The sequence below is a fragment of the bacterium genome, from assembly GCA_039961635.1.
In the GTDB taxonomy this organism is placed as follows: Bacteria; 4484-113; 4484-113; order JAGGVC01; family JAGGVC01; genus JABRWB01.
The window spans coordinates 20,150-38,824 of the sequence record JABRWB010000055.1; the positions used below are offsets into that span (position 1 = coordinate 20,150).

General features: G+C 59.1%; 16 protein-coding genes. 4 read left to right on the top strand and 12 right to left on the bottom strand.

Annotated elements, in window-relative coordinates; translation table 11 throughout:
• Window positions 1-35 precede the first annotated feature (35 nt).
• Both sdhA and sdhB read left to right on the top strand, forming a co-directional pair.
• On the top strand, window positions 36-1,847 hold the full coding sequence (gene sdhA / locus HRF49_08655; GenBank protein MEP0814717.1) for a succinate dehydrogenase flavoprotein subunit: 1,812 nt from the start codon (window positions 36-38) through the stop codon (window positions 1,845-1,847).
• 21 nt (window positions 1,848-1,868) lie between these two features.
• On the top strand, window positions 1,869-2,651 hold the full coding sequence (sdhB, locus tag HRF49_08660; GenBank protein MEP0814718.1) for a succinate dehydrogenase iron-sulfur subunit: 783 nt from the start codon (window positions 1,869-1,871) through the stop codon (window positions 2,649-2,651).
• A gap of 5 nt (window positions 2,652-2,656) precedes the next feature.
• Here the strand turns inward: sdhB and HRF49_08665 are convergent, their stop codons facing one another.
• From HRF49_08665 to tmk, 4 genes are all read right to left on the bottom strand, one after another.
• Entirely contained in the window at window positions 2,657-3,502 is an 846-nt protein-coding gene (locus HRF49_08665) for a DUF91 domain-containing protein (GenBank protein ID MEP0814719.1), read from the bottom strand.
• A 27-nt stretch (window positions 3,503-3,529) separates the two neighbouring features.
• Window positions 3,530-5,086, bottom strand: a complete 1,557-nt coding sequence (locus HRF49_08670; protein MEP0814720.1) for a diguanylate cyclase — start codon at window positions 5,084-5,086, stop codon at window positions 3,530-3,532.
• A 133-nt stretch (window positions 5,087-5,219) separates the two neighbouring features.
• Window positions 5,220-5,663: a YaaR family protein gene (locus HRF49_08675; protein MEP0814721.1), complete on the bottom strand. Its 444-nt coding sequence runs from the start codon at window positions 5,661-5,663 to the stop codon at window positions 5,220-5,222.
• Between the two features lie 17 nt (window positions 5,664-5,680).
• The gene (tmk, locus tag HRF49_08680) at window positions 5,681-6,376 is read right to left on the bottom strand and encodes a dTMP kinase (protein MEP0814722.1); all 696 of its coding nucleotides are present in this window, start codon (window positions 6,374-6,376) and stop codon (window positions 5,681-5,683) included.
• 56 nt (window positions 6,377-6,432) lie between these two features.
• Between tmk and HRF49_08685 the strand changes: the two genes are divergently transcribed.
• Window positions 6,433-7,080, top strand: a complete 648-nt coding sequence (locus HRF49_08685; GenBank protein MEP0814723.1) for a hypothetical protein — start codon at window positions 6,433-6,435, stop codon at window positions 7,078-7,080.
• Between the two features lie 4 nt (window positions 7,081-7,084).
• Window positions 7,085-9,868 carry a carbohydrate binding domain-containing protein gene (locus tag HRF49_08690; protein ID MEP0814724.1) on the top strand — a complete coding sequence of 928 codons (2,784 nt, stop codon included), beginning with the start codon at window positions 7,085-7,087 and terminating at the stop codon, window positions 9,866-9,868.
• A 370-nt stretch (window positions 9,869-10,238) separates the two neighbouring features.
• Here the strand turns inward: HRF49_08690 and ftsY are convergent, their stop codons facing one another.
• The 8 genes from ftsY to HRF49_08730 all read right to left on the bottom strand — a co-directional run.
• Entirely contained in the window at window positions 10,239-11,867 is a 1,629-nt protein-coding gene (ftsY, locus tag HRF49_08695; protein MEP0814725.1) for a signal recognition particle-docking protein FtsY, read from the bottom strand.
• A gap of 15 nt (window positions 11,868-11,882) precedes the next feature.
• Entirely contained in the window at window positions 11,883-14,888 is a 3,006-nt protein-coding gene (locus tag HRF49_08700; GenBank protein MEP0814726.1) for a PKD domain-containing protein, read from the bottom strand.
• Between the two features lie 175 nt (window positions 14,889-15,063).
• The gene (gene rpmA / locus HRF49_08705; protein MEP0814727.1) at window positions 15,064-15,315 is read right to left on the bottom strand and encodes a 50S ribosomal protein L27; all 252 of its coding nucleotides are present in this window, start codon (window positions 15,313-15,315) and stop codon (window positions 15,064-15,066) included.
• Between the two features lie 9 nt (window positions 15,316-15,324).
• Window positions 15,325-15,636, bottom strand: a complete 312-nt coding sequence (rplU, locus tag HRF49_08710) for a 50S ribosomal protein L21 (protein ID MEP0814728.1) — start codon at window positions 15,634-15,636, stop codon at window positions 15,325-15,327.
• A 171-nt stretch (window positions 15,637-15,807) separates the two neighbouring features.
• On the bottom strand, window positions 15,808-16,146 hold the full coding sequence (locus tag HRF49_08715; GenBank protein MEP0814729.1) for a DUF4926 domain-containing protein: 339 nt from the start codon (window positions 16,144-16,146) through the stop codon (window positions 15,808-15,810).
• Window positions 16,147-16,287: 141 nt separating this feature from the next.
• Window positions 16,288-17,418, bottom strand: coding sequence for a transketolase family protein (locus tag HRF49_08720; GenBank protein ID MEP0814730.1), 1,131 nt, complete (start codon window positions 17,416-17,418; stop codon window positions 16,288-16,290).
• Window positions 17,304-18,188, bottom strand: coding sequence for a transketolase (locus tag HRF49_08725; protein MEP0814731.1), 885 nt, complete (start codon window positions 18,186-18,188; stop codon window positions 17,304-17,306). The genes HRF49_08720 and HRF49_08725 overlap by 115 nt, the downstream gene beginning before the upstream one ends.
• Before the next feature lie 147 nt (window positions 18,189-18,335).
• On the bottom strand, window positions 18,336-18,675 hold a 340-nt coding region (locus HRF49_08730), incomplete at its 5' end, for a tyrosine-type recombinase/integrase (protein ID MEP0814732.1).

An 18,675-nucleotide genomic window follows, 5' to 3' on the forward strand; every position in this document is an offset into this window, starting at 1 on the left:
GGAGTGGACTATCCCGATTTCGATTGGAGCAAGTAATGGCTAAATTCAAATTTGCGGTCGTTGGCGGCGGGCTTGCGGGCCTCGGTTGCGCGATGAAGCTCGCCGAAAGCGGTTACGACGTGGACCTGTTCAGCATCGTGCCGGTGCGCCGCTCGCATTCGGTTTGCGCGCAGGGCGGAATCAACGCGGCGAAAAACCTGAAGGGCGAGGGCGACTCCTGCGACGTGCACTTCGACGACACGGTGTACGGCGGCGACTTCCTGGCCAACCAGCCTCCGGTCAAAAGCATGTGTTACGCAGCGCCGAAGATAATCGACCTGTTCGACAGGATGGGCGTTATGTTCAACCGCACGCCGGAGGGCAACCTGGACTTCCGGCGCTTCGGCGGCACGCTGCACCACCGCACCGCGTTCGCGGGCGCGACGACCGGCCAGCAGCTTATTTACGCGCTGGACGAGCAGGTGCGCCGCTGGGAGGCGGAAGGGCGGGTCAAGAAGTTCGAAGGCTACGAATTCACCGGAATCATCAAGGATTCAAAAGGCAACTGCGTCGGAATGACGGCGCTCGACCTGCGGGAGATGAAAGTGCACGCGTTCAAGTACGACGCCATCTGCATGGCCGTCGGCGGGCCGGGATTGATATTCGGCAAGACGACGAACAGCGTCATAAACACCGGCGCGGCCGCGTCCCGCTGCTACCAGCAGGGCGCGTGGTACGCGAATCCCGAGTTCATCCAGGTGCATCCGACAGCCATTCCCGGCGAAGACAAGTGCAGGCTGATGAGCGAAAGCGCACGCGGCGAAGGCGGCCGCGTATGGGTTTACAAAGACGGCAAGCCCTGGTACTTCCTGGAGGAAATGTTCCCCGCATACGGAAATCTCGTGCCTCGCGATATCGCGACTCGTGTCATTTACGACGTGTGCGTCAACCAAGGACTGGGTGTGGACGGTAAGCTGCAGGTATATCTCGATCTCTCCCATCTTCCCGCGGATTTCCTCGACCGCAAGCTTGGGGGAATAATGGAGATTTACGAAAAATTCGCGGGGGAAGATCCGCGACGCAAACCGATGAAGGTGTTTCCCGCTGTGCATTATTCGATGGGCGGGCTGTGGTGCGATTACGAAAGGGATGCCGATGGATTTATGGTTGAGGGCAGTCCCAGAAACCATCAGACGAACATTCCCGGACTCTGGGCAGCGGGCGAATGCGAGTACCAGTACCACGGCGCGAATAGGCTGGGCGCGAACGCCCTGCTGTCCTGCACGTTCGCCGGAATGCAGAGCGCCCCGAGCATGGCGAACTACGCGAAAAACGCCAGCCGAGAGGACGTGCCGCAATCAGTGCTGGACGAGGCTGCGAAAAAGGAGCAGGCGGTTTACGACGCGCTTGCGAAGCGGGAAGGCAAGGAAAACGTGCACCTGCTATCGGACGAACTCGGCGAAACGATGAACCGCAACTGCACCATCGTGCGTTACAACGGCAAGCTGAAGGAATCGGACGACAAGGTGCTGGAGTTGATGGAGCGCTACGCGAATGTCGGGGTGACGGACCGCGGGATGTTCGCCAACCAGACGCTGGCGTTCACAAGGCAATTCATGGACATGCTCATACTCGCGCGGCCGATTTTGGCCGGCGCGATCGCGCGCGACGAAAGCCGCGGCGCTCATTACAAGCCGGACTTTCCGGAGCGCAACGACTCGGATTTCTTGAAGACGACGATCGCGGAATTTACGCCGGACGGGCCGAAGCTGTCCTGGCAGGACGTGGACGTTTCGCTGATCAAGCCCCGGCTGCGCAGCTACGTGAAGGCGAGCGAGGGCGTGAAGGGCACGAAGGTGGGAGGATAACCGCGGATGCGGGGTGACGATATGCCGGATAGAATCGACTTGAAAGTTCTAAGATGCGACGGGCCGGGAAAGCCGCAGTACTGGCAGGAATTTTCCATCCCCTACCGCCCGAACATGAACGTGATAAGCGTGCTCCAGGCGGTGCAGCGCAACCCGGTGACGAAGGACGGCAAGCGAGTAGCTCCCGTCGTGTGGGACTGCAACTGTTTGGAAGAAGTGTGCGGCGCTTGCACGATGATTATCAACGGACGCGTGCGCCAGGCGTGCAGCGCGCTAATCGACAAGCTGGAGCTGCCGCTTGAGCTGCGCCCGATGACGAAATTCCCGACCATCCGCGACCTTTGGGTAGACCGCCAGCGGATGTTCAACTCGCTCATCCGCGTCAAAGCATGGGTGCCGATTGACGGGACTTACGACCTCGGGCCGGGGCCGCAGATGGCGGAGGAAAAGCGCGCGCTGGCGTACGACCTGTCGCGCTGTATGACTTGCGGTTGCTGCCTTGAAGCGTGTCCGCAGTTCACTTTGACCAACCAGTTCGTCGGCGCGGCGGCGATCCAGCAGGCGCTTTTGTTCACATCGCACCCGACCGCGCAGATGAACGCCACCGAGCGCATAGAATCGCTTATGGGGCCCGATGGATTGGTCGGCTGCGGCAACGCCCAGAACTGCGTCGAAGTCTGCCCGAAGGAGCTGCCGCTTGTCGAATCCATTTCGACTATGCAGCGCAAGGCGATTGTCCACGGCGTAAAAAGGTTCCTCACGAGCGGAAGGAAATCCGCCGCGGGCGCCGGCCCGGCGGGGTAGATGATTTAATCAAGCCCCACTTCATCAAATGTAAACGAAACTTTATACTCGTAAAGCTCAATATTTTGCGCTTCCGATGCTGCGTAGCGCAGGTTTTGGTCAATCAAATCGGCAACGATTATACCCGAAACGGCCTTATCACCAGCAAGGTTCCGCCGAATCCATCCCATGTATCTTTGCAGTTGACCAAGCGCACAATCGCGACCGCGGCTTAATTTGAGTTCAAATACAACATAATTGCCTCCTGAATCAACTGCCAATATATCTATGCGACCGGCGGGCGTTTGATATTCAAGACCATTACGTCCCATGGAATCTTGATAAAGCTCCAGCCTTCTTCCCTTGAAATTGGTGTTCCGAATAGATGCTGCCAGAAAATCGCGCAGTTGCGATTCTCTTTGAAATTCGCCAAGCATTTCATTAAAGTCAGTCGATTGCTGTTCATTTCCCTCAAGCGCAACCCCTTGTCCAAAATCGTTGAGTGAATCCATTTCGCCAGTACATTCTTCGGGCTTCCTTACTAGGTAAACTGAAAATACCCCATCGGAATCCCGATTAATTCCCCATAAACCGTGTCGTGTGGGGGTATACAATTCGTACTCTCCGTTTTTATTTTGATATAACACGTCAATGGGTTTTCGATGGTCCCTGGCTGACTGATTTTGGGGGCTGTCAACGCGTGAATTGGCGTTAACAGTGCAGTATCTAATCTGCGAGCGAATAGTTCCGACATTCGCTTCAGGATAATGTTTCAAAACTTCTTCAATGATTCGGGCGGGTGTCGAGCACCCTCCCAGCTCATGAACTGCATTCAAAATCATTTGCCAAGTTGGAATGTCGAATCTTGGCATTATGAATCCTCCGGTATGTCATTCCCCCTACACCATTCCCCCGCTTTCCTTGAGGAACAGGTTAAGCACGAACGAGTAGCTCACGACGCGGTTCCTGCCGTTCTTCTTTGCGAAGTACAGCGCGGTGTCCGCGAATTCCACCAGCTGCTGCGGCGAGTCCGGTTTGTGGTCTATGAAGCTCGCTATCCCAAGCGACGCCGTCGCCTTGATGAAGAGCTTCGACTCGCACGAAAAGAAGCTGTGGTTCGCGATGAAGCTTCTTATCCTGTCCGCCTGCAGCTCCGCCTGCTTTAGGTTGGTTTCGGGCAAAAGCAACGCGAATTTGTCTTCAGCTATGCGGCTTATTACGTCGCTCGTGCGGCTGTTCGCCTTGATTATTCCGCTTATTTCTTTGATTACGAAGCTCGCGCGGTCGTAGCCGTAAGTGTCGCTTATTTCGCGGTAGTGATCAATGTCCACCATCAAAAGCACAAGCGGAACGCTGTACCTGCGGCTTCGCTCGAACTCCTTGGCGAAAAATTGCTCGAACTGCCGCGGGTTGTACAGTCCCGTCAGCCTGTCGTTCTCCTCGGCTTCCAGATGCCGTCTGTCCAGCAAGTTGTTGCGCAGGCTGACCGCGAACTGGAACGTTAGAAGGTTGAAAAGGTCGAGATGCTCCTCGGAAAAATCCGCCTCATGCTCGATAGCGGCGCCCACGATTCCGAACAGCCGCTTTTCAATCACAAGCGGAAACACTTTGATGGCGGAAGTGCGGACGGGCGTGTCGCCGTCGGTCAAACCGGCGCAACTCACGATTCTAAGGGAAGCGAAATCCGGCGGCTTTGCGCCTGGTTTTTTGTCCGACCAGATGGCGGAAATCTTGTCGAAAATCCGCCTGCATTCCTTGCGTCCCATCGGATGGGAAAGCGCCATCCAGCTTAATTGCTCCTTGTCGAATGCGTCCACCAGAACGAACAAGCCCAGCCCGTCGTAATGCTCGAATATCGTGTCGGAATATAACTGAACAATCTCGTCCGCACCGGATACTCCTTCAAGCTTTCGCGCGAATTCCCGTACTTCGCGTATCTGGCGCGCGCCAGATCTGGGCGTCTCTTCCTCCGGAAGCTCAAGCACGCTTACAATCTGCGTTATAACGCCTATTAACAGCTCTATATCCGGCAGGCCGGCCTTGATTTCGGCAACGCCCCGCAGATTGGAAACGGAAATCACACCGATAACGTCGTCTCCCAGCACCATCGGAAAGCACGCGCATGCGTCGGTTTTGTATGTGTCGGCGAACGGCCCCACAAGCTCCGGATAGTCCAGCCTGATATTCTCGGTCACAAGCGGGACGGCTCGCGTAACCGCGTGCAGACTGACGAGGTTGCTTTCGTTATAGGCGTCGGTCGGAATGGAAAATCCCGTGTAAAGCGCGCGAGAGAACCTCTGCTTGCGCAGGTCGAGGAGCATCACGCTTACCCTGTCGGTGTCGAAAAGCTCGCTAAGCTGACGCAGTAGGCGCGGCAGGAACTTGTGACCGCGCCGCGGATCAAGCCTTACCAGCCTTCTCGCCAGAGCAAGTATGTCCTCGCTCGTTAGTGCCACTTCAACCCTCTGGAATACCGGACGGTGCGCCGGAAACCGGTGCCGCTGGCGCAGCTTCCGCCGCCTTGAAACAGGCAATTATATCCGATATTCGCGAATCCCAAGCCTGCGTATGACTTTAGGGGAAAACCGCCTACCCGAGCAGGTCTGCGACAAGTCCCTTTATCTCTTCGACCAGCTTGGCCAATCGGATGGTTTCAGCCTGCGTTTTGCGCACTTCTTCCGCCAGATCCAGCAGCTTGGAATTCACGACGGTAATCGACGCGAACATTTTCGGATCGCCCGAATACGATGACTCCCTGCTTAACTCCAGCCCTTGCCCGACCGCCCGCTCGAGAGCCTCGCGGATTAACTCACGGTAATCCTCCAACGTCCTTTCGCCGGACGAAGCCACAAGCTCTCTGCCCTGCCTGTCAATTCGTTCCTTGAGTTCGCCGTCTGCCAGTCCTGCGTAGGGGCGCGCGCGCGACGCGGTTGCATATGAATCCGCCTTGTGAAAAAGCTTGGAACCGGCGCGAAACAGCTGTCGGCCTCTCGCCGGCTTTGCACGTCCTTTTGCATCCTCGATTTTTACCAATCTCCGCTCCTGGAAAATTACGTTCGCGCACTCCCGCCGGCCTGATTTATGGCGAAGAACTCGTCCAAAATGCTGCGGATCCCGGCCCTCGTGGTCTCCTGGTCGCCGGAGCTGTCCACGATTTTGATCCGCCCCGGCTCCGCAGCGGCCAAGCGAAGAAACCTGTCGCGTACTTCACTGTGGAATTCTATTTCACGCTTGTCAATCCAGTTAATGTCGCCGCCGATCCTCCTTCGCGAAAGCCCGGCTTCCACGGGCAAATCCAGCAGCAGAGTGAGATCGGGCACTACGCCTTGCGTGGCAATACGGTTCAACGCATTCAGCTGCTCGTCGGAAATCGAACCCCCGACGCCTTGGTATGCAAAGGTGCTGTCCAGGTACCGGTCGCAAATCACGTCGCGCCCGGACTCCAGAAGCGGGCGTACGACTTCGCGGGCCAGCCTGGCGCGGCTCGCGCAGAAAAGAAACACCTGCTCGACCGGGGAAAGCGCGTCACCCGATAATTGCGGAGAAAGGATTATGGCGCGCAGCATTTCCCCAAGAGCGGTGCCGCCGGGCTCGCGGGTTAAAAACGTCGGCCTGCCGCGTACTTCAAGAAGCGACTGAAGGTATCGGGCCGCGGTGGACTTGCCGCACCCCTCGATGCCCTCCAGTGTAAAAAAGTAACCTCTGGCCGCGCCCACGTGCGGATTGTATCCCGCGGCACGGGGCACTGTCCACAAATCGCTCGGATGCGCCGCATCTGGTAGAATTAAAAGCGATGCGCATCTTGCACCCGAAATTTGCGCCCATCCCCGCCGGGAAGGCGGTTCTTGCCGGCTTCGCGGCCGCGCTTCTGGCCGTATCATCCTGCGACCTAGGCATATCCGGCGTCAATTTTGTTCCGTTTCCCGATGTAATCAACCACTCGTACTCGTTCGAATCGGGCTTGGAAGGATGGGCGCCGATAGGCATAGAGCTTGGCGACCCGCCCGCATCCTGGTCGATTGACGAATCGCTCAACTACAAATCCGACGGTGAAAAGTCCCTCAAGCTGACGCTTTCAAATCCCGCGGACTCCGCCAAAATATTCATCGAGCGCGTTTTCTCGCTTGATCGCAGCTCCACCTACAGCGTCAAAGTGCGCTACTCTTTTTGCTCCAAAGACGGGGGAGCCGTGGACAAGTGGAAGGTCATCACCGGCGTATCCGCAGAGCAACCCCGGGCAGCGGCCGCTCTGTCTTTTCCCGGCGATACGGGCAACGACGGATTCGCGTTGTTCACATGGAAGGAACGCACTTACGACTTTATGTACGAAACGGGCGCGTCCCGCAAGGCCTACATAACCATCGGAGTATGGGGAACAACTGCGGACGATCGCGAGTACTACGTTGACAACGTGCGGATCACCTTCACCAAGGTGAAACAGACGGAGTAAGCAAATGGATTCGGACGCCGCCTCAAGCAAGACATTTCCCTTCGCGCACCGCGTGAAGTTGCATTGCACGCTTTCACGGACGGCCGGCGCGGTGGCGGCGCTTCTGGCATTTCTGCTCGCCTGCACCAACGCGGCAGAGCCAAACGGCCCCACATCCGCGATGCCTCCGGCTGCGGCCTCGTCTCCGGCGCCCGCCTTTTCGGGCCGTGCAACCCTTCCGCCTTGGGAACGCGGGCGCGTCGCCGCGATAGTACGCGAAATACGGGACTACGCCCCGCCGGAAATCGTGGATCCGGGCATCCTTTCGAGTTTGAAAAAAGAGCTCAAGGCAAAACTTTTGGCCAGGGAAAGCCTGAAGGAAGCGGGAAGAATCGTATCATCCGCCCCAACCGGAATTGCATCAAGGATTTACGATCTTTCCTCCACTCCGGAGCCGGATAAGATGCTTACTTGGTCGTACGCGAATCCGGGCGACTACGATTCGAACGGAGAAGTGAGCGTGTCCGATATCACGCCTATCGCGCTCAATTTTCTCGCGTCGGCTTCGGACGGATCCGGCAACGACGCTATCGAATCCTGGATAGACGGCGACAAGAGCGGCGAAGTCGGCATTTCGGACGTGACGATAATCGCCCTCAACTTTCTCGTAAACGTCGCGGCTTACCGGATTTTAACCTCTGAGTCCGCTTCCGGGCCGTGGAGCGAAATCGGGCGCGTCGGATTTCCGGCCGCGCCCGCCTCCCTGCCTGTCAAATTCACGGCGCCGCTTCCGGGAGGCGCGCTGCGATACGTGAGGGTGCAGCCGGTGGACGCCGGGGACATCCCCGGCGAGCCGTCGAACATCGTCGAGGTCAACCCACCTCCGCCAGGCCCGCCCGTCATCGAATCGGTCTCTCCGCTCTCTGGAATGTCGGGAGATCTGGTTACATTCGGAGCGGTCGTCACGGGCTCGGTGCCGGATACCTATTCCTGGAGCTTCGGCGGCGGAGCGTCGCCAGATACCTCCGTTTTCGCATCGCCGCAGGTTACGCTGGGCGTTGCCGGAAGCTACGACTGCTCGCTCACTGTCGCCAATTCGTACGGCAGCGACACGTTCGAATTCCCGCTTGCAGTTAACCTTTCCCCCCCTTCGCAACTGGAATTATGGTACTTCCAGATGAAAAATCTATACGTTGATGCAAACGTGGAACAGGCCATCGCGCTGGCCCAAGAAGCAGCAGGATACGGATACAGTTCCGTCGTTTTCGCGGATTACAAGTTCGGGATAATGGACGTGGACGGCGCGCTCGACCAGCGCTATTACGACAACGTGGTGCGCTACGTGGACGCCGCGCGCGCCGCGGGCATCGAAGTCATCCCTTCGCTCGTCCCGATCGGCTATTCCGATTCGTTTTTGTTCCACAATCCCAATCTGATCGAAGGGCAGCCGGTCAAAGAAGCTCTCTTCCAGGTCACAGGCGGCACGGCCGACGTTGTTCAGGATGTATCGCTGCAAAACGGCGATTTCGAAAATCACAACGGAGACGCCTTCCCCGGCTGGACGCAGATGGACGGCGCCGGCACGTCCACGTTTGCCGATTCATCCACGTTCCACGGCGGCTCAACCTCTATGCGGTTCACGAATTTCACCGCGGGCAATCCGAACGGCAACGACCGAATCCGCCAGGCCATTCCCGTTTCGCCGTGGCACTGCTACGCGATCCGGTTCTGGCTGAAGACCGACGCGGTCGCACCGCGCTCTTTCAACTTTTTCTGCTTCAACGAAGATTTTTCAAAAACGCTTTCGTTTTTGAATTTCGATGTCGCCGCAACCCAGGAGTGGAAGCAGTACACGCTAATCGTGAACAGCCAGGACACGAGCACGCTGCAGCTTTACATGGGAATATGGGGCGGCCAGTCGGGCACGTTCTGGCTGGACGACGTGACGATCGAAAACGCGGGGCTGATCAACCTCATCCGCCGTCCCGGCGCGCCTATCAAGGTCACGAACGAATCGGGCACGGTTACCTACACGGAAGGCGTCGATTACGAGCCCGTTTCCGATCCGCTTATGGGAATCGCCGCCGGTTACCCCGGAACGTACGACCTATACCACGCCCGCCCCGTCATCACGATTCCAAACGGAAGCGCAATCACGAACGGACAAAAATTGAAAGTCAGCTATTACCACTGCGCGTTCGTATACGACATGCAGCCCACAGTCTGCCTCACCGAGCCGCAGACGGACACGATCATCCACGACACGCTCCAAAGCATATACGACCTCATCGCCCCCCCCTCCGTATTCATCGGCGTGGACGAAATGCGCGTCGCCAATTGGTGCGAGTCCTGCCAGTCAACCGGCAAGACGCCGGGCGAGCTTCTCGCCGACATCACCGGCCGCATCGACGCGATCGCGCACGAGATCAATCCCGACTGGAAGCTAATGACGTGGAGCGACATGTACGACCCAAATCACAACGCGCGAGACGATTACTACCTCGTGAACGGCACGCTCGCCGGAAGCTGGGACGGCCTGCCGTTCGACTGGGACATCGGCAACTGGTATTTCCAGGCGGACGACCCCGGCACGCTATCGTTTTTCTCCGGCCTGGGCAACCGGCAGATTCTCTGCGGCTACTACGACGAAGGGCCGGAGCCGTTTTATATAACGCAATGGCTGACGCAGGCCGCGCCGTACAGCGGGATTTACGCGGTGATGTACACGACATGGGTGGCGGATTATTCGCAGCTCCAGAACTGGGCAGGCGCCGTGCGCGAATGGGAGTCGCAGGTTCCGCTTTCGTAGCGGCGCACTGCGCGCGCGCGGATATGGGAGTGTACCGGCTTGCCGGTGCCTATGGAACTAATTTCCTTGCGGCGGATCGCCCTTACTCACAAAGTACTGCTCCCCACTCCCGGTTTTCGACTTGCGGCGTTGATTATGCGTTGATCGCGCACAGTTACCGCGGCGGCGTAAAGTGCGGAAAAGTGCGGGCCAACAAGCGCCGCGGTCGCGCCCGCGGTTTCGCACCATTTCGCGCGCAAGTTCGCGCTCATTTTCGCGCCCCAAATCGCGCCTGCGAGATGATGCTGTACGGGCGGGGTTTACCCCCGCCCTCCTATAATTCTATCCGGGCGCACGCAGTGCGCCCCTACCACTATTTACTACTCACTATTCACTCCCCCCCCTCCGCGAACCAGCCCTTCACGAATTCCCGCGCGTCGAATTCCGCCAGGTCGGTCACCTTTTCGCCTACGCCGATGAACAGCACCGGCAGCCTGTGGCGGCGCACGATTTCGAGTATCGCCCCCCCCCGCGCCGTGCCGTCGAGCTTGTTGATTATCAATCCCCGCACCCGGCACACGCTCTTGAATAGCTCGACCTGACTCACCGCGTTCTGGCCGGTGTTCGCGTCGATACAAAGCAGATGATGCACGTTGGCGTCGGGCGCGTTTTTTGCGATAGTGCGTTCGATTTTCTGGAGCTCGGCCATCAGATTTTTCTTCGTCTGAAGCCGCCCGGCGGTGTCTATCAAAAGCACGTCGACTTTTCTCGCGGACGCCGCCTTCGCAGCATCGAACACTACCGCCGCGGGGTCCGCACCCGCCTGTCCCGCAACCATCGGCGTTCCGGTGCGCTCAGCCCAGATGCGAAGCTGGTCAACGGCCGCGGCGCGGAACGTGTCCGCGGCGGCAATCAGCACGGACAGCCCCCTCTCCCTCAAAAGCCGCGCGATCTTTGCAAGCACCGTCGTCTTGCCGACGCCGTTGACCCCGACGAGCATCACGACGTTCAAGCGTCCCGGCGTAAACGGCTCGATCGCCTCGGTGTCTTCCAGTATCGAAACGAGTCTGGACTTGAGGATTTCGACCGCCCTCGATGCGCGCGTCGTTCCCTCCTCCGCTGCTTTCGTCCTGACGAATTCCACAAGCTCGGATGCAAGCTCGCCCGACACGTCCGCGAGAACGAGCTGCTCGAACAGCCCGTCATAGAACTCCCCCCCCGCTTCCATGTCGCGCCCGGTGAAAGGCTTGAACCATTCTAGGAACTTCACCTTCGTGCGGTTGAGGCCTTTGATAAACAGCCCCGATTCCGGCTCCGCGGCCGCCCGCTCGCGGATTTCGGCAAGCTCCGCCGCGGCCTGCGTGAGCGACGGGTCCAGCTCGGTCGCCCGCTTCAGGTAATGCTCCGCGTCCCGCCCGCGGCCCAGCTTTTTGAGCGCGACGCCCAGGTTGTGCGCGGCGACGGCGCTTTCGGGATTCAGCTCGCACGCCCGGCGCAGCGATTCCTCGGCCCGAGCCAAATCGCCCGCCTGCAGATAAACCGCCCCCAGATGGTTGAACGCCAGCGCGTCCTCCGGATCGAGCTCGACGCACCGGCGCAACGATGCTATGCCCCCCCCAATGTCACCGGACTCCTCAAGCGCGACCGCCAGGTTGAAATGCGCAAGCGGGTCGTTCGGGACAAGCTCGGCCACCTTGCGGAAACATTCCAGCGACTCCGCAAGCAGCGCCGCGCGTTCGGATTCATGCGATTCCGAAGCTTGCTCCCCGCCTCCCGGCTCACACAAATCCGCCGCGGCGTTCTTTAGCTCTATCGCTAGCTTCGTCAGCGCGGACGCATCGCCGGGATTCTCCGCCGCCAGCCTGCGCGCCGCGTCAAGCGACGCCCGCGCGGATACCGCGCCGTCCGGCGCCGCCGCTTCCTTCCTGCGCTTCCTGAAAAGATCGAAAAGCCCCAAAGCGGCGGAGATTATGGCCGTCCGGCCTCGCGGTGTCAACGCGCGGCTGGCGAAATCCGGCATGCGCAAGCCGCCGCGCTACCCGTTCCAGTCCAGGTAAATCAGGTCGCCGGTGGATTCCTCGTAATACACTATTCCCGGTTCTCCGGCAACCGAAATCATGCTTATGTATTTCGCCTCGGCCTGTCCGCCCGCAAGCAGCAGGTTTTCGTCCCATACGCTGCCGTCCGCATCCAGCGCGCGAAGAAGCGTGAGGTTGTAGCCGCCAAGCATCTGCGAGTGCGCCATCCAAGGCGCGCCGCCTACGTCCAAGAGCGAAGTATACCCATAGTTGGTTCCAAGCGATCCGTCTCCGCCGTCGAATCCCGAGCCGTTCCAGCTTTCGCCCAGGTCGTCGTCTGCGCGGATGTAGCGATTGTTTCCGAACATCCCAAGGTAACCGATTGCCGGACGCCCCGAAATAATCGCCAGATGGGAGCTGTACCCGCCGGTAGACCAATCATCAAAGACGTTTATCGGCGGATTCCATGCGCTTCCGGTCGAATCCATTGCGCGGATGTAACGAGGCTGCGCGTTGGTCGAGCCGAAATATGCAATCGCCGGGTTGCCGCCAACGATTTTCATCGATGCATACTCGCCCGCGGTGTATTGAGTGTCGAGCTTCATCGGCTCGCCCCAGGAGCTTCCAATGGCGTCCAGCGCGCGAACGTAAACCAGATCGCGCCCGACCGCGTCGAAATAAGCCGCCGCGGGATTTCCCGCGACTTCCTCAATCGAAACATCCTGCGTGTGAGTGCCGGTATTCGGTATCGCAACGGGCGACCTCCACATGGTCGCATCCCAGTTGAACGCCTGGACGAATTTCAGGCCGCTTGTTGCCGTGCAATACGCAACGCTCGCGACGCCGGCTACGATGCCGATGGACGTGAACGTGGACGCGTCCCCTGGCATGTCGATTGCGGCAGGCACGCGCCAGGAAGTACCGTCCTTGTTAAGTGCAGTTGTAAATTTCAACCTGCCCGCGGTGGAATCCACATATGCCACCGCCGGAGCGCCGTTAAGAACGCAGGACGACGCGTATTTGCCGACGTCGCCCGTGCTCGCCACGACATATCTGGTCCATTCGTCCACTACTTCGATGCCGACAAGTCTTTCGGTGTACGCCGCGTCGTTGTCCACGGCGCGGATAAGCGTATCGAAATCTCCCTCAAGAATGTATTCGTGGTCAAGCTCGATGTCCGGTCCGGTCTCGAGATCGAAAATTCCGTCGTTCTCCCAGTCCCACTGGACCGCGACCACGGTTCCGTCGTAATCCCCGGCAGCCAAATCGAAGCTGACCGAAAGAGGCGATTCGCCGCGCGCAAGCGTTGTACTGAGACTTATGTAAGGCAAATGGTTGTACGCAACGATTATATCATGCGAGTAAGATACTGCCTGCGCGCCCTTGTTGTCGGTCACGCGCAGCCGGGACGGATATTCGCCCGGTTCTGAATACGAATGGATTGCCGTCGGCCAGGCGTTCGGCCCTTCGTCGTAAACTCCGTCACCGTCAAAATCCCATTCGTAAAGCTCGATCGAGCCGTCCTCGTCATAACTGTCGGACGCGTCGAATTCGACTTCCTCCTCGACCCGTACGCGGGATTTGACATCGAACCGCGCAACCGGAAACTTGTTGAACACAAGCCAGCGTTCCTTAATTGCCAGCGCTCCCCGGTTGTCGGTGACCACCAAGGTTACTTCCTCGGAGTTATCCGAGCTTTTGTCGTAGTAATGCGTCGCGATCGGCTCGGCCGTGTTCAAATCCATCTTTTTGTCGCCGTCGAAATCCCACTGGTAAAGAACGATGGAACCGTCCGCATCGAAACTTGCGGATGCGTCGAAAGTAACATCTCCTTTCACGGGAGGTGATTGCGGCGACCAACCGAAGTCCGCAACCGGAGGTTTGTTGCCCGCCGGATTGACCGCGACCATCGCGGATGCGACGGCGGTGCCGCCGCGATCATCCGTCACGCGAACGGCCGGCCGCACTCCGCCGATTTCGGTGTAAACCGCGTCGGCGTACCATGACGTGGAGTCGCCGATAACCTCGAATTCCCCAGTACCATACAGATCCCATTCGAACTTGACAATCATTCCGTCGGGATCGCTGCTTTCGCTTGCATCCAGTTCAACCGACAGAGGAGCCGTCCCCTGGCTCGGCGTCGCCCGAAGCACCGGAACCGGCGGCTGGTTTTCGGGAACGGGAATCTCCAGAGGAGCGCTCCATTCCCCAAGGTTTCCGACTTCGTCCATCGGATAAACCGCCGCGAATCCCGTAGTTCCCTCCGGAAGCGGAAAGTGGATCTTGAATTCGGAATCGAAATTGAAATCGGGAAAACGGAGTACGCCGACCGCATCCCATGGGCCGTCCGGCGTCGGAGAAATTAAAACGTAATACCACTCCACCCTGTGCATGTAATTCAACGCAATCGGAGTGATGTCGCCCACGCCAATTTCGCCGTTCTTGTCGCCGTCCGTCCAGGACTCGATGAAGTCGTTCTCTCCGTCGGACATGTCCGCCAGGTAGTGCAGCGCGATGGGCGTGATGTCGGTCACCCCCACCTCGCCGTTCGCGTCGTAGTCGCCGGTATTCACGTAAGTCCAAGAGAGCATCCCCGTTTCGGGATCGTACGCGAGGTCGGTCACCCTGCCGCTGTCGCCCGGAGGCGCGGCGGAAGTTATCTTGGAAAGGTTCAACTCTCTGGCGAGCGTCAGAATTGAATCCGCCAGCTCGTTCTTGAGCCGGTCGAACGTCGCGGGATTCGCACCCTCCGGCGCGCGCAGCCCGCGGATGCGCGCGACGATCGCGTCGATGTCCTCGGATTTGGGTGCGGCCGCGACCGGCACCTGCAATGCAGGCGAAACATTCAGTGAAGCTTCGGACGTTGCCGCCGGTGCGGACGCATCCAGGCGCTCCGGGCCGCTCAGCCGGCCGCCTTTTCCGCAAGATGCAAGCGCAAGCGCGCAGAACGCGACAGCGAGAATGAAAACGATGAATGCGAACAGAAACGGCGGAAGGCATCCGCTGGATGGCTTGTATTCCATCTGTTTGTCCTCCTTCTTTTACCGGGGATGCGGGAGGACGGCCGGGTCAAATTGTAGCACATCTCCGCCCCAAAACGCAATCGGCGGATGGCCGGGGGCACATCGCCCGGATTCGCGCAAAAAAATGGCGGGCTTCCGCCCGCCGGTTTGATTCGATGCAATTGCCGCGGCCGCGCTATTCCTGGTCTATGAACGCGATGCGCTTTCCGCAGTGGATGCGGTAGCCGATCTTGCCGTCGGTCAGAGCGAACAGCGTGAAGTCCTTGCCCATCCCCACGCCCGGTCCGGGGTGGATTTCGCTTCCCCGCTGGCGAACGAGGATGTTGCCCGCGACCGCCTTCTGGCCGGCGTAAAGCTTGACGCCGAGCCGCTGCGACTGCGAATCGCGTCCGTTTTTCGAGCTTCCTAGTCCCTTTTTATGCGCCATATTAGACTCCTAACCCTCGATACCGGTGCACTTGATGTATGTAAGATGGTCGCGGTGGCCGTGGGTGCGCTTGTAGTTTTCCTTCGGCGTGAACTTGAAGACGGTTATCTTCTTGCCCTTCGCGTGGCGCAGGACCTCGAAAGTGACCTTCGCGCCGTCCACATAGGGCTTGCCGATCTTCGCCTCGCCGCCGTTCTTGACGAGCAGCACCTTGTCGCAGGTGAACGACTGGCCGGGCTCGTGGTCCAGCGCGAACGTGCGCACGACCGTGCCTTCCTCGACCATGAACTGCTTACCCGAAAGCTCAAGCACCGCGAACATACATACCTCCAAACAGGCGAACGGGAATTTTAGCGCGGGACAAGGGGGGTGTCAAGGGGCGGCGGGAAGGCCGAGGAGGCCGATTCGTTGAACCAATGGCCTTTATGCCTGACAAATAATGTGGGTTCAGACGAGAAGATAAGGTATGCCGGGACCGTACTTGCAGCCTGTCTACTTCCCCTTCGGTGCAGACTCAAGCCGGGACTGCGATGCCGCGATTCCAACGCCAGACGCACTCCGGGCGCGGACGGCCGCGGCGCGCTTCGAGGCCGGACCAGACTGCTTGGGGCGCTGCACGAAATTGCAGGAAGGCGTCCAGACAACGCTGAAATCCTCGGCGGAAAGAGGAACGAGGGCCTTCGTCCGGCCCCGCCTGTCCGAAAACTCCACTTCGTAATGGCCGTCCTTGAGGAACTCCACGATGGTTCCTTGCCTGCCTTTTCTCAATCCGCGCGCGGATATCCCCTTCTCAAGGGCTATCACGGAAAGAAGTTCGATTTTTGCAGCCATCGTTTCAACCGCCTCGGCTAATCCGGGTAACAGGTAACCAGCCTTGGGACCGAATCCCCAAACGGAATGATCCAGATGCTTAGTATTCGAACCTTCTACCTAGTAATTCGCGCGGGCATGGATGCCCGCGCTCCCTTACAGCTATACCTTTGCCGCCCCCACCGCTTCCTTGTGCTTCGCGGCGATGTTTTCCGGCGTCAGATTGGCGATTTTGATCATATCCTCCGGCGGGCCGCTGGACAAATACATATTCGGTATCCCCACTATTCGCATCGGGACGCGGTGGTCGCTCTGGACGACGGTGCGGGCGACGATGCTACCCAGCCCGCCCCATACGTTGTGCTCCTCGGCGGTCGTAATCGCGCCGGTCTCGGCGGCGGCGGCGAGTATCGCGTCCTCGTCAATCGGCTTGAGCGTGCTCATGTTAAGCACGCGGGGATGGATGCCTTCCTCCGCAAGCAGGTCGGCCGCGCGCTCGGCCTTGTGCACCATGTATCCGCAGGCGATGATCGTTCCGTCCGTGCCCTCGCGAATCACGCTGGCTTTTCCGTGCGCCCAAGGATCTTCCGGCGATGTCGTAATGGGCACCTTCTCCCGCCCCATCCGGAAATAAACCGGGCCGACGTAGTCCGCCGTCCAGCGCACGACCTTTATCGTTTCGTAATAGTCGCACGGTACGATGACAGTCATATTGACCAGCGCGCAGGTGTTGGAAAGGTCTTCCATGGACTGGTGCGAGGGGCCGTCCTGGCCGACGGAGATTCCGCCGTGCGCGGCCGCGACGCGGACGTTGCAGTTGGTGTAATCAACCGTGTTGCGAAGCTGGTCGAGCGAACGGGATGCGAGGAACTGTGCGTAGCTGGATAAGTATGGGATGAAACCCATCAGCGACAGCCCCGCCGCGACGTTCATCATATTCTGCTCGGCTATTCCCGTCTCGAAAAACCTGCGCTTCGTCGCCGGATCGTCGCGGAAGTATTTTGTCAGTGTGCTTTCCGCGAGGTCTGCGTCAAGGACGACGATGCGAGGGTTGACCTTGCCGAGTTCCACGAGCGTGCGCCCGTAAGCTTCTCGTGTGAGAACGGCCTCGCCTTTCTTGTAGATTGCCTCGATCGGCGCGCCGACCAGGCTTGTGGAGGTTGCGGTTGCGACATTGCTCACTTGAACCTCACCTCCCCGTAGGATGCGAGCGCCTCTTCGGGCGTTTCGTCGAAACCGAGTTCTTTGAGCATTTGAGCGGCCTCGTCGCGCTTGGGGGGGCGGCCGTGCCATCCGGGGATGTTCTCGTAAGTCGGGCAGCCCTTCATCATCACGGTTTTCATTATCAGCGCCTTGGGTTTTCCGCTTTTGGACGCCAGAGCGGCGTCCCATGCCTGAAGTATTTCTTCCATATTGTGGCCGTCAACCCAAATCGTTTCAAAATGGAACGCCTCGAGTTTTTTGTCCAAAGGATCGATTCGCATAACGTCGCGGACGTGCCCGTCTATCTGCGCGTCGTTGTAATCTATCGTAACGTACAGGTTGTCCAGGCCGTAGTGCCCGGCGGACATGATGGCTTCCCAGATCTGACCCTCTTGAAGTTCGCCGTCGCCGCAGTTGACAAAGATGCGCACATCGTCCCAGCCGTGCAGCTTCGCGCCGTGCGCCATCCCGACGCCGACGGAAAGCCCCTGCCCCAGACTGCCTGTGTTGACTTCCAGTCCGTCAAGCTTGGTCGCGTTGGGGTGGCCTTGAAGCTTGCTCTGCGTCGTGCGGAACGTCATCAGGTAACTCGGATGGAAAAATCCGCGGCGGGCGAGAAGCGCGTAATTCAGCATGCTGCAATGGCCGTTCGACATGATGAACCGGTCGCGGCGCTCCCATTTGGGCTCATCGGGACGTACGCGCAGATGATGAAACCAAAGCGCAGTTAGATAATCCGCGGCCGAGAGCGGCCCGCCTGGATGGCCGCTGGCCGCCTTCCAGACGCCGACGATGACGTCGCGCCGGATGGTGTGGGCCATCGCTTCAAGCTTGTCCTTCGGCCATTTGAGTGCGTCCATAAAACCTCCGCCTTTCGGCGAAAACAATCGCTTGAAATGAAAACGCGGCCCCCGACGATGCCGCAAAGCCGCGCGCGGGCGGGATTATAACATGAGGAAAAACGCATCGCAGGGCAGGCGATTTATGTGAAAAATCCCAGGAATTTCTCAACCGTCGGCTCGCTCTTTCGTTTTGCCGTGCGGATGCGCCTTCTCGTACGACTTCCGCAGATGCGCCGGACTCACCTTCGTATATATTTCGCTCGTAGAAATATCGCTGTGGCCGAGAAGCTGTTGGATTACGCGCAGGTCGGCGCCGCCTTCCAAAAGGTGCGTGGCGAACGCGTGGCGCAGCTTGTGCGGCGTGAGCGCGATGTCTATACCGACGAACTCGCGAAGCTGTTTTAGCGCGGTTTGAACCTGGCGCGCGGAAAGCCGTTTTCCCTCCCGCGAAACGAACAGCGCGCGCCTGCCGTCCGCCAGCGCCGCCGCCTGGGCAGGGTCGGTT

Excerpts from the sequence above, each read along its gene's own strand:
- HRF49_08715 (MEP0814729.1), bottom strand. The coding sequence starts at position 16,146 with ATGGCTGCAAAAATCGAACTTCTTTCCGTGATAGCCCTTGAGAAGGGG.
- HRF49_08720 (MEP0814730.1), bottom strand. The coding sequence starts at position 17,418 with ATGGCACGGCCGCCCCCCCAAGCGCGACGAGGCCGCTCAAATGCTCAA.
- HRF49_08700 (MEP0814726.1), bottom strand. The coding sequence starts at position 14,888 with ATGGAATACAAGCCATCCAGCGGATGCCTTCCGCCGTTTCTGTTCGCA.
- rplU (MEP0814728.1), bottom strand. The coding sequence starts at position 15,636 with ATGTTCGCGGTGCTTGAGCTTTCGGGTAAGCAGTTCATGGTCGAGGAA.
- sdhA (MEP0814717.1), top strand. The coding sequence starts at position 36 with ATGGCTAAATTCAAATTTGCGGTCGTTGGCGGCGGGCTTGCGGGCCTC.
- HRF49_08690 (MEP0814724.1), top strand. The coding sequence starts at position 7,085 with ATGGATTCGGACGCCGCCTCAAGCAAGACATTTCCCTTCGCGCACCGC.
- rpmA (MEP0814727.1), bottom strand. The coding sequence starts at position 15,315 with ATGGCGCATAAAAAGGGACTAGGAAGCTCGAAAAACGGACGCGATTCG.
- sdhB (MEP0814718.1), top strand. The coding sequence starts at position 1,869 with ATGCCGGATAGAATCGACTTGAAAGTTCTAAGATGCGACGGGCCGGGA.
- HRF49_08725 (MEP0814731.1), bottom strand. The coding sequence starts at position 18,188 with ATGGACGCACTCAAATGGCCGAAGGACAAGCTTGAAGCGATGGCCCAC.
- HRF49_08665 (MEP0814719.1), bottom strand. The coding sequence starts at position 3,502 with ATGCCAAGATTCGACATTCCAACTTGGCAAATGATTTTGAATGCAGTT.
- ftsY (MEP0814725.1), bottom strand. The coding sequence starts at position 11,867 with ATGCCGGATTTCGCCAGCCGCGCGTTGACACCGCGAGGCCGGACGGCC.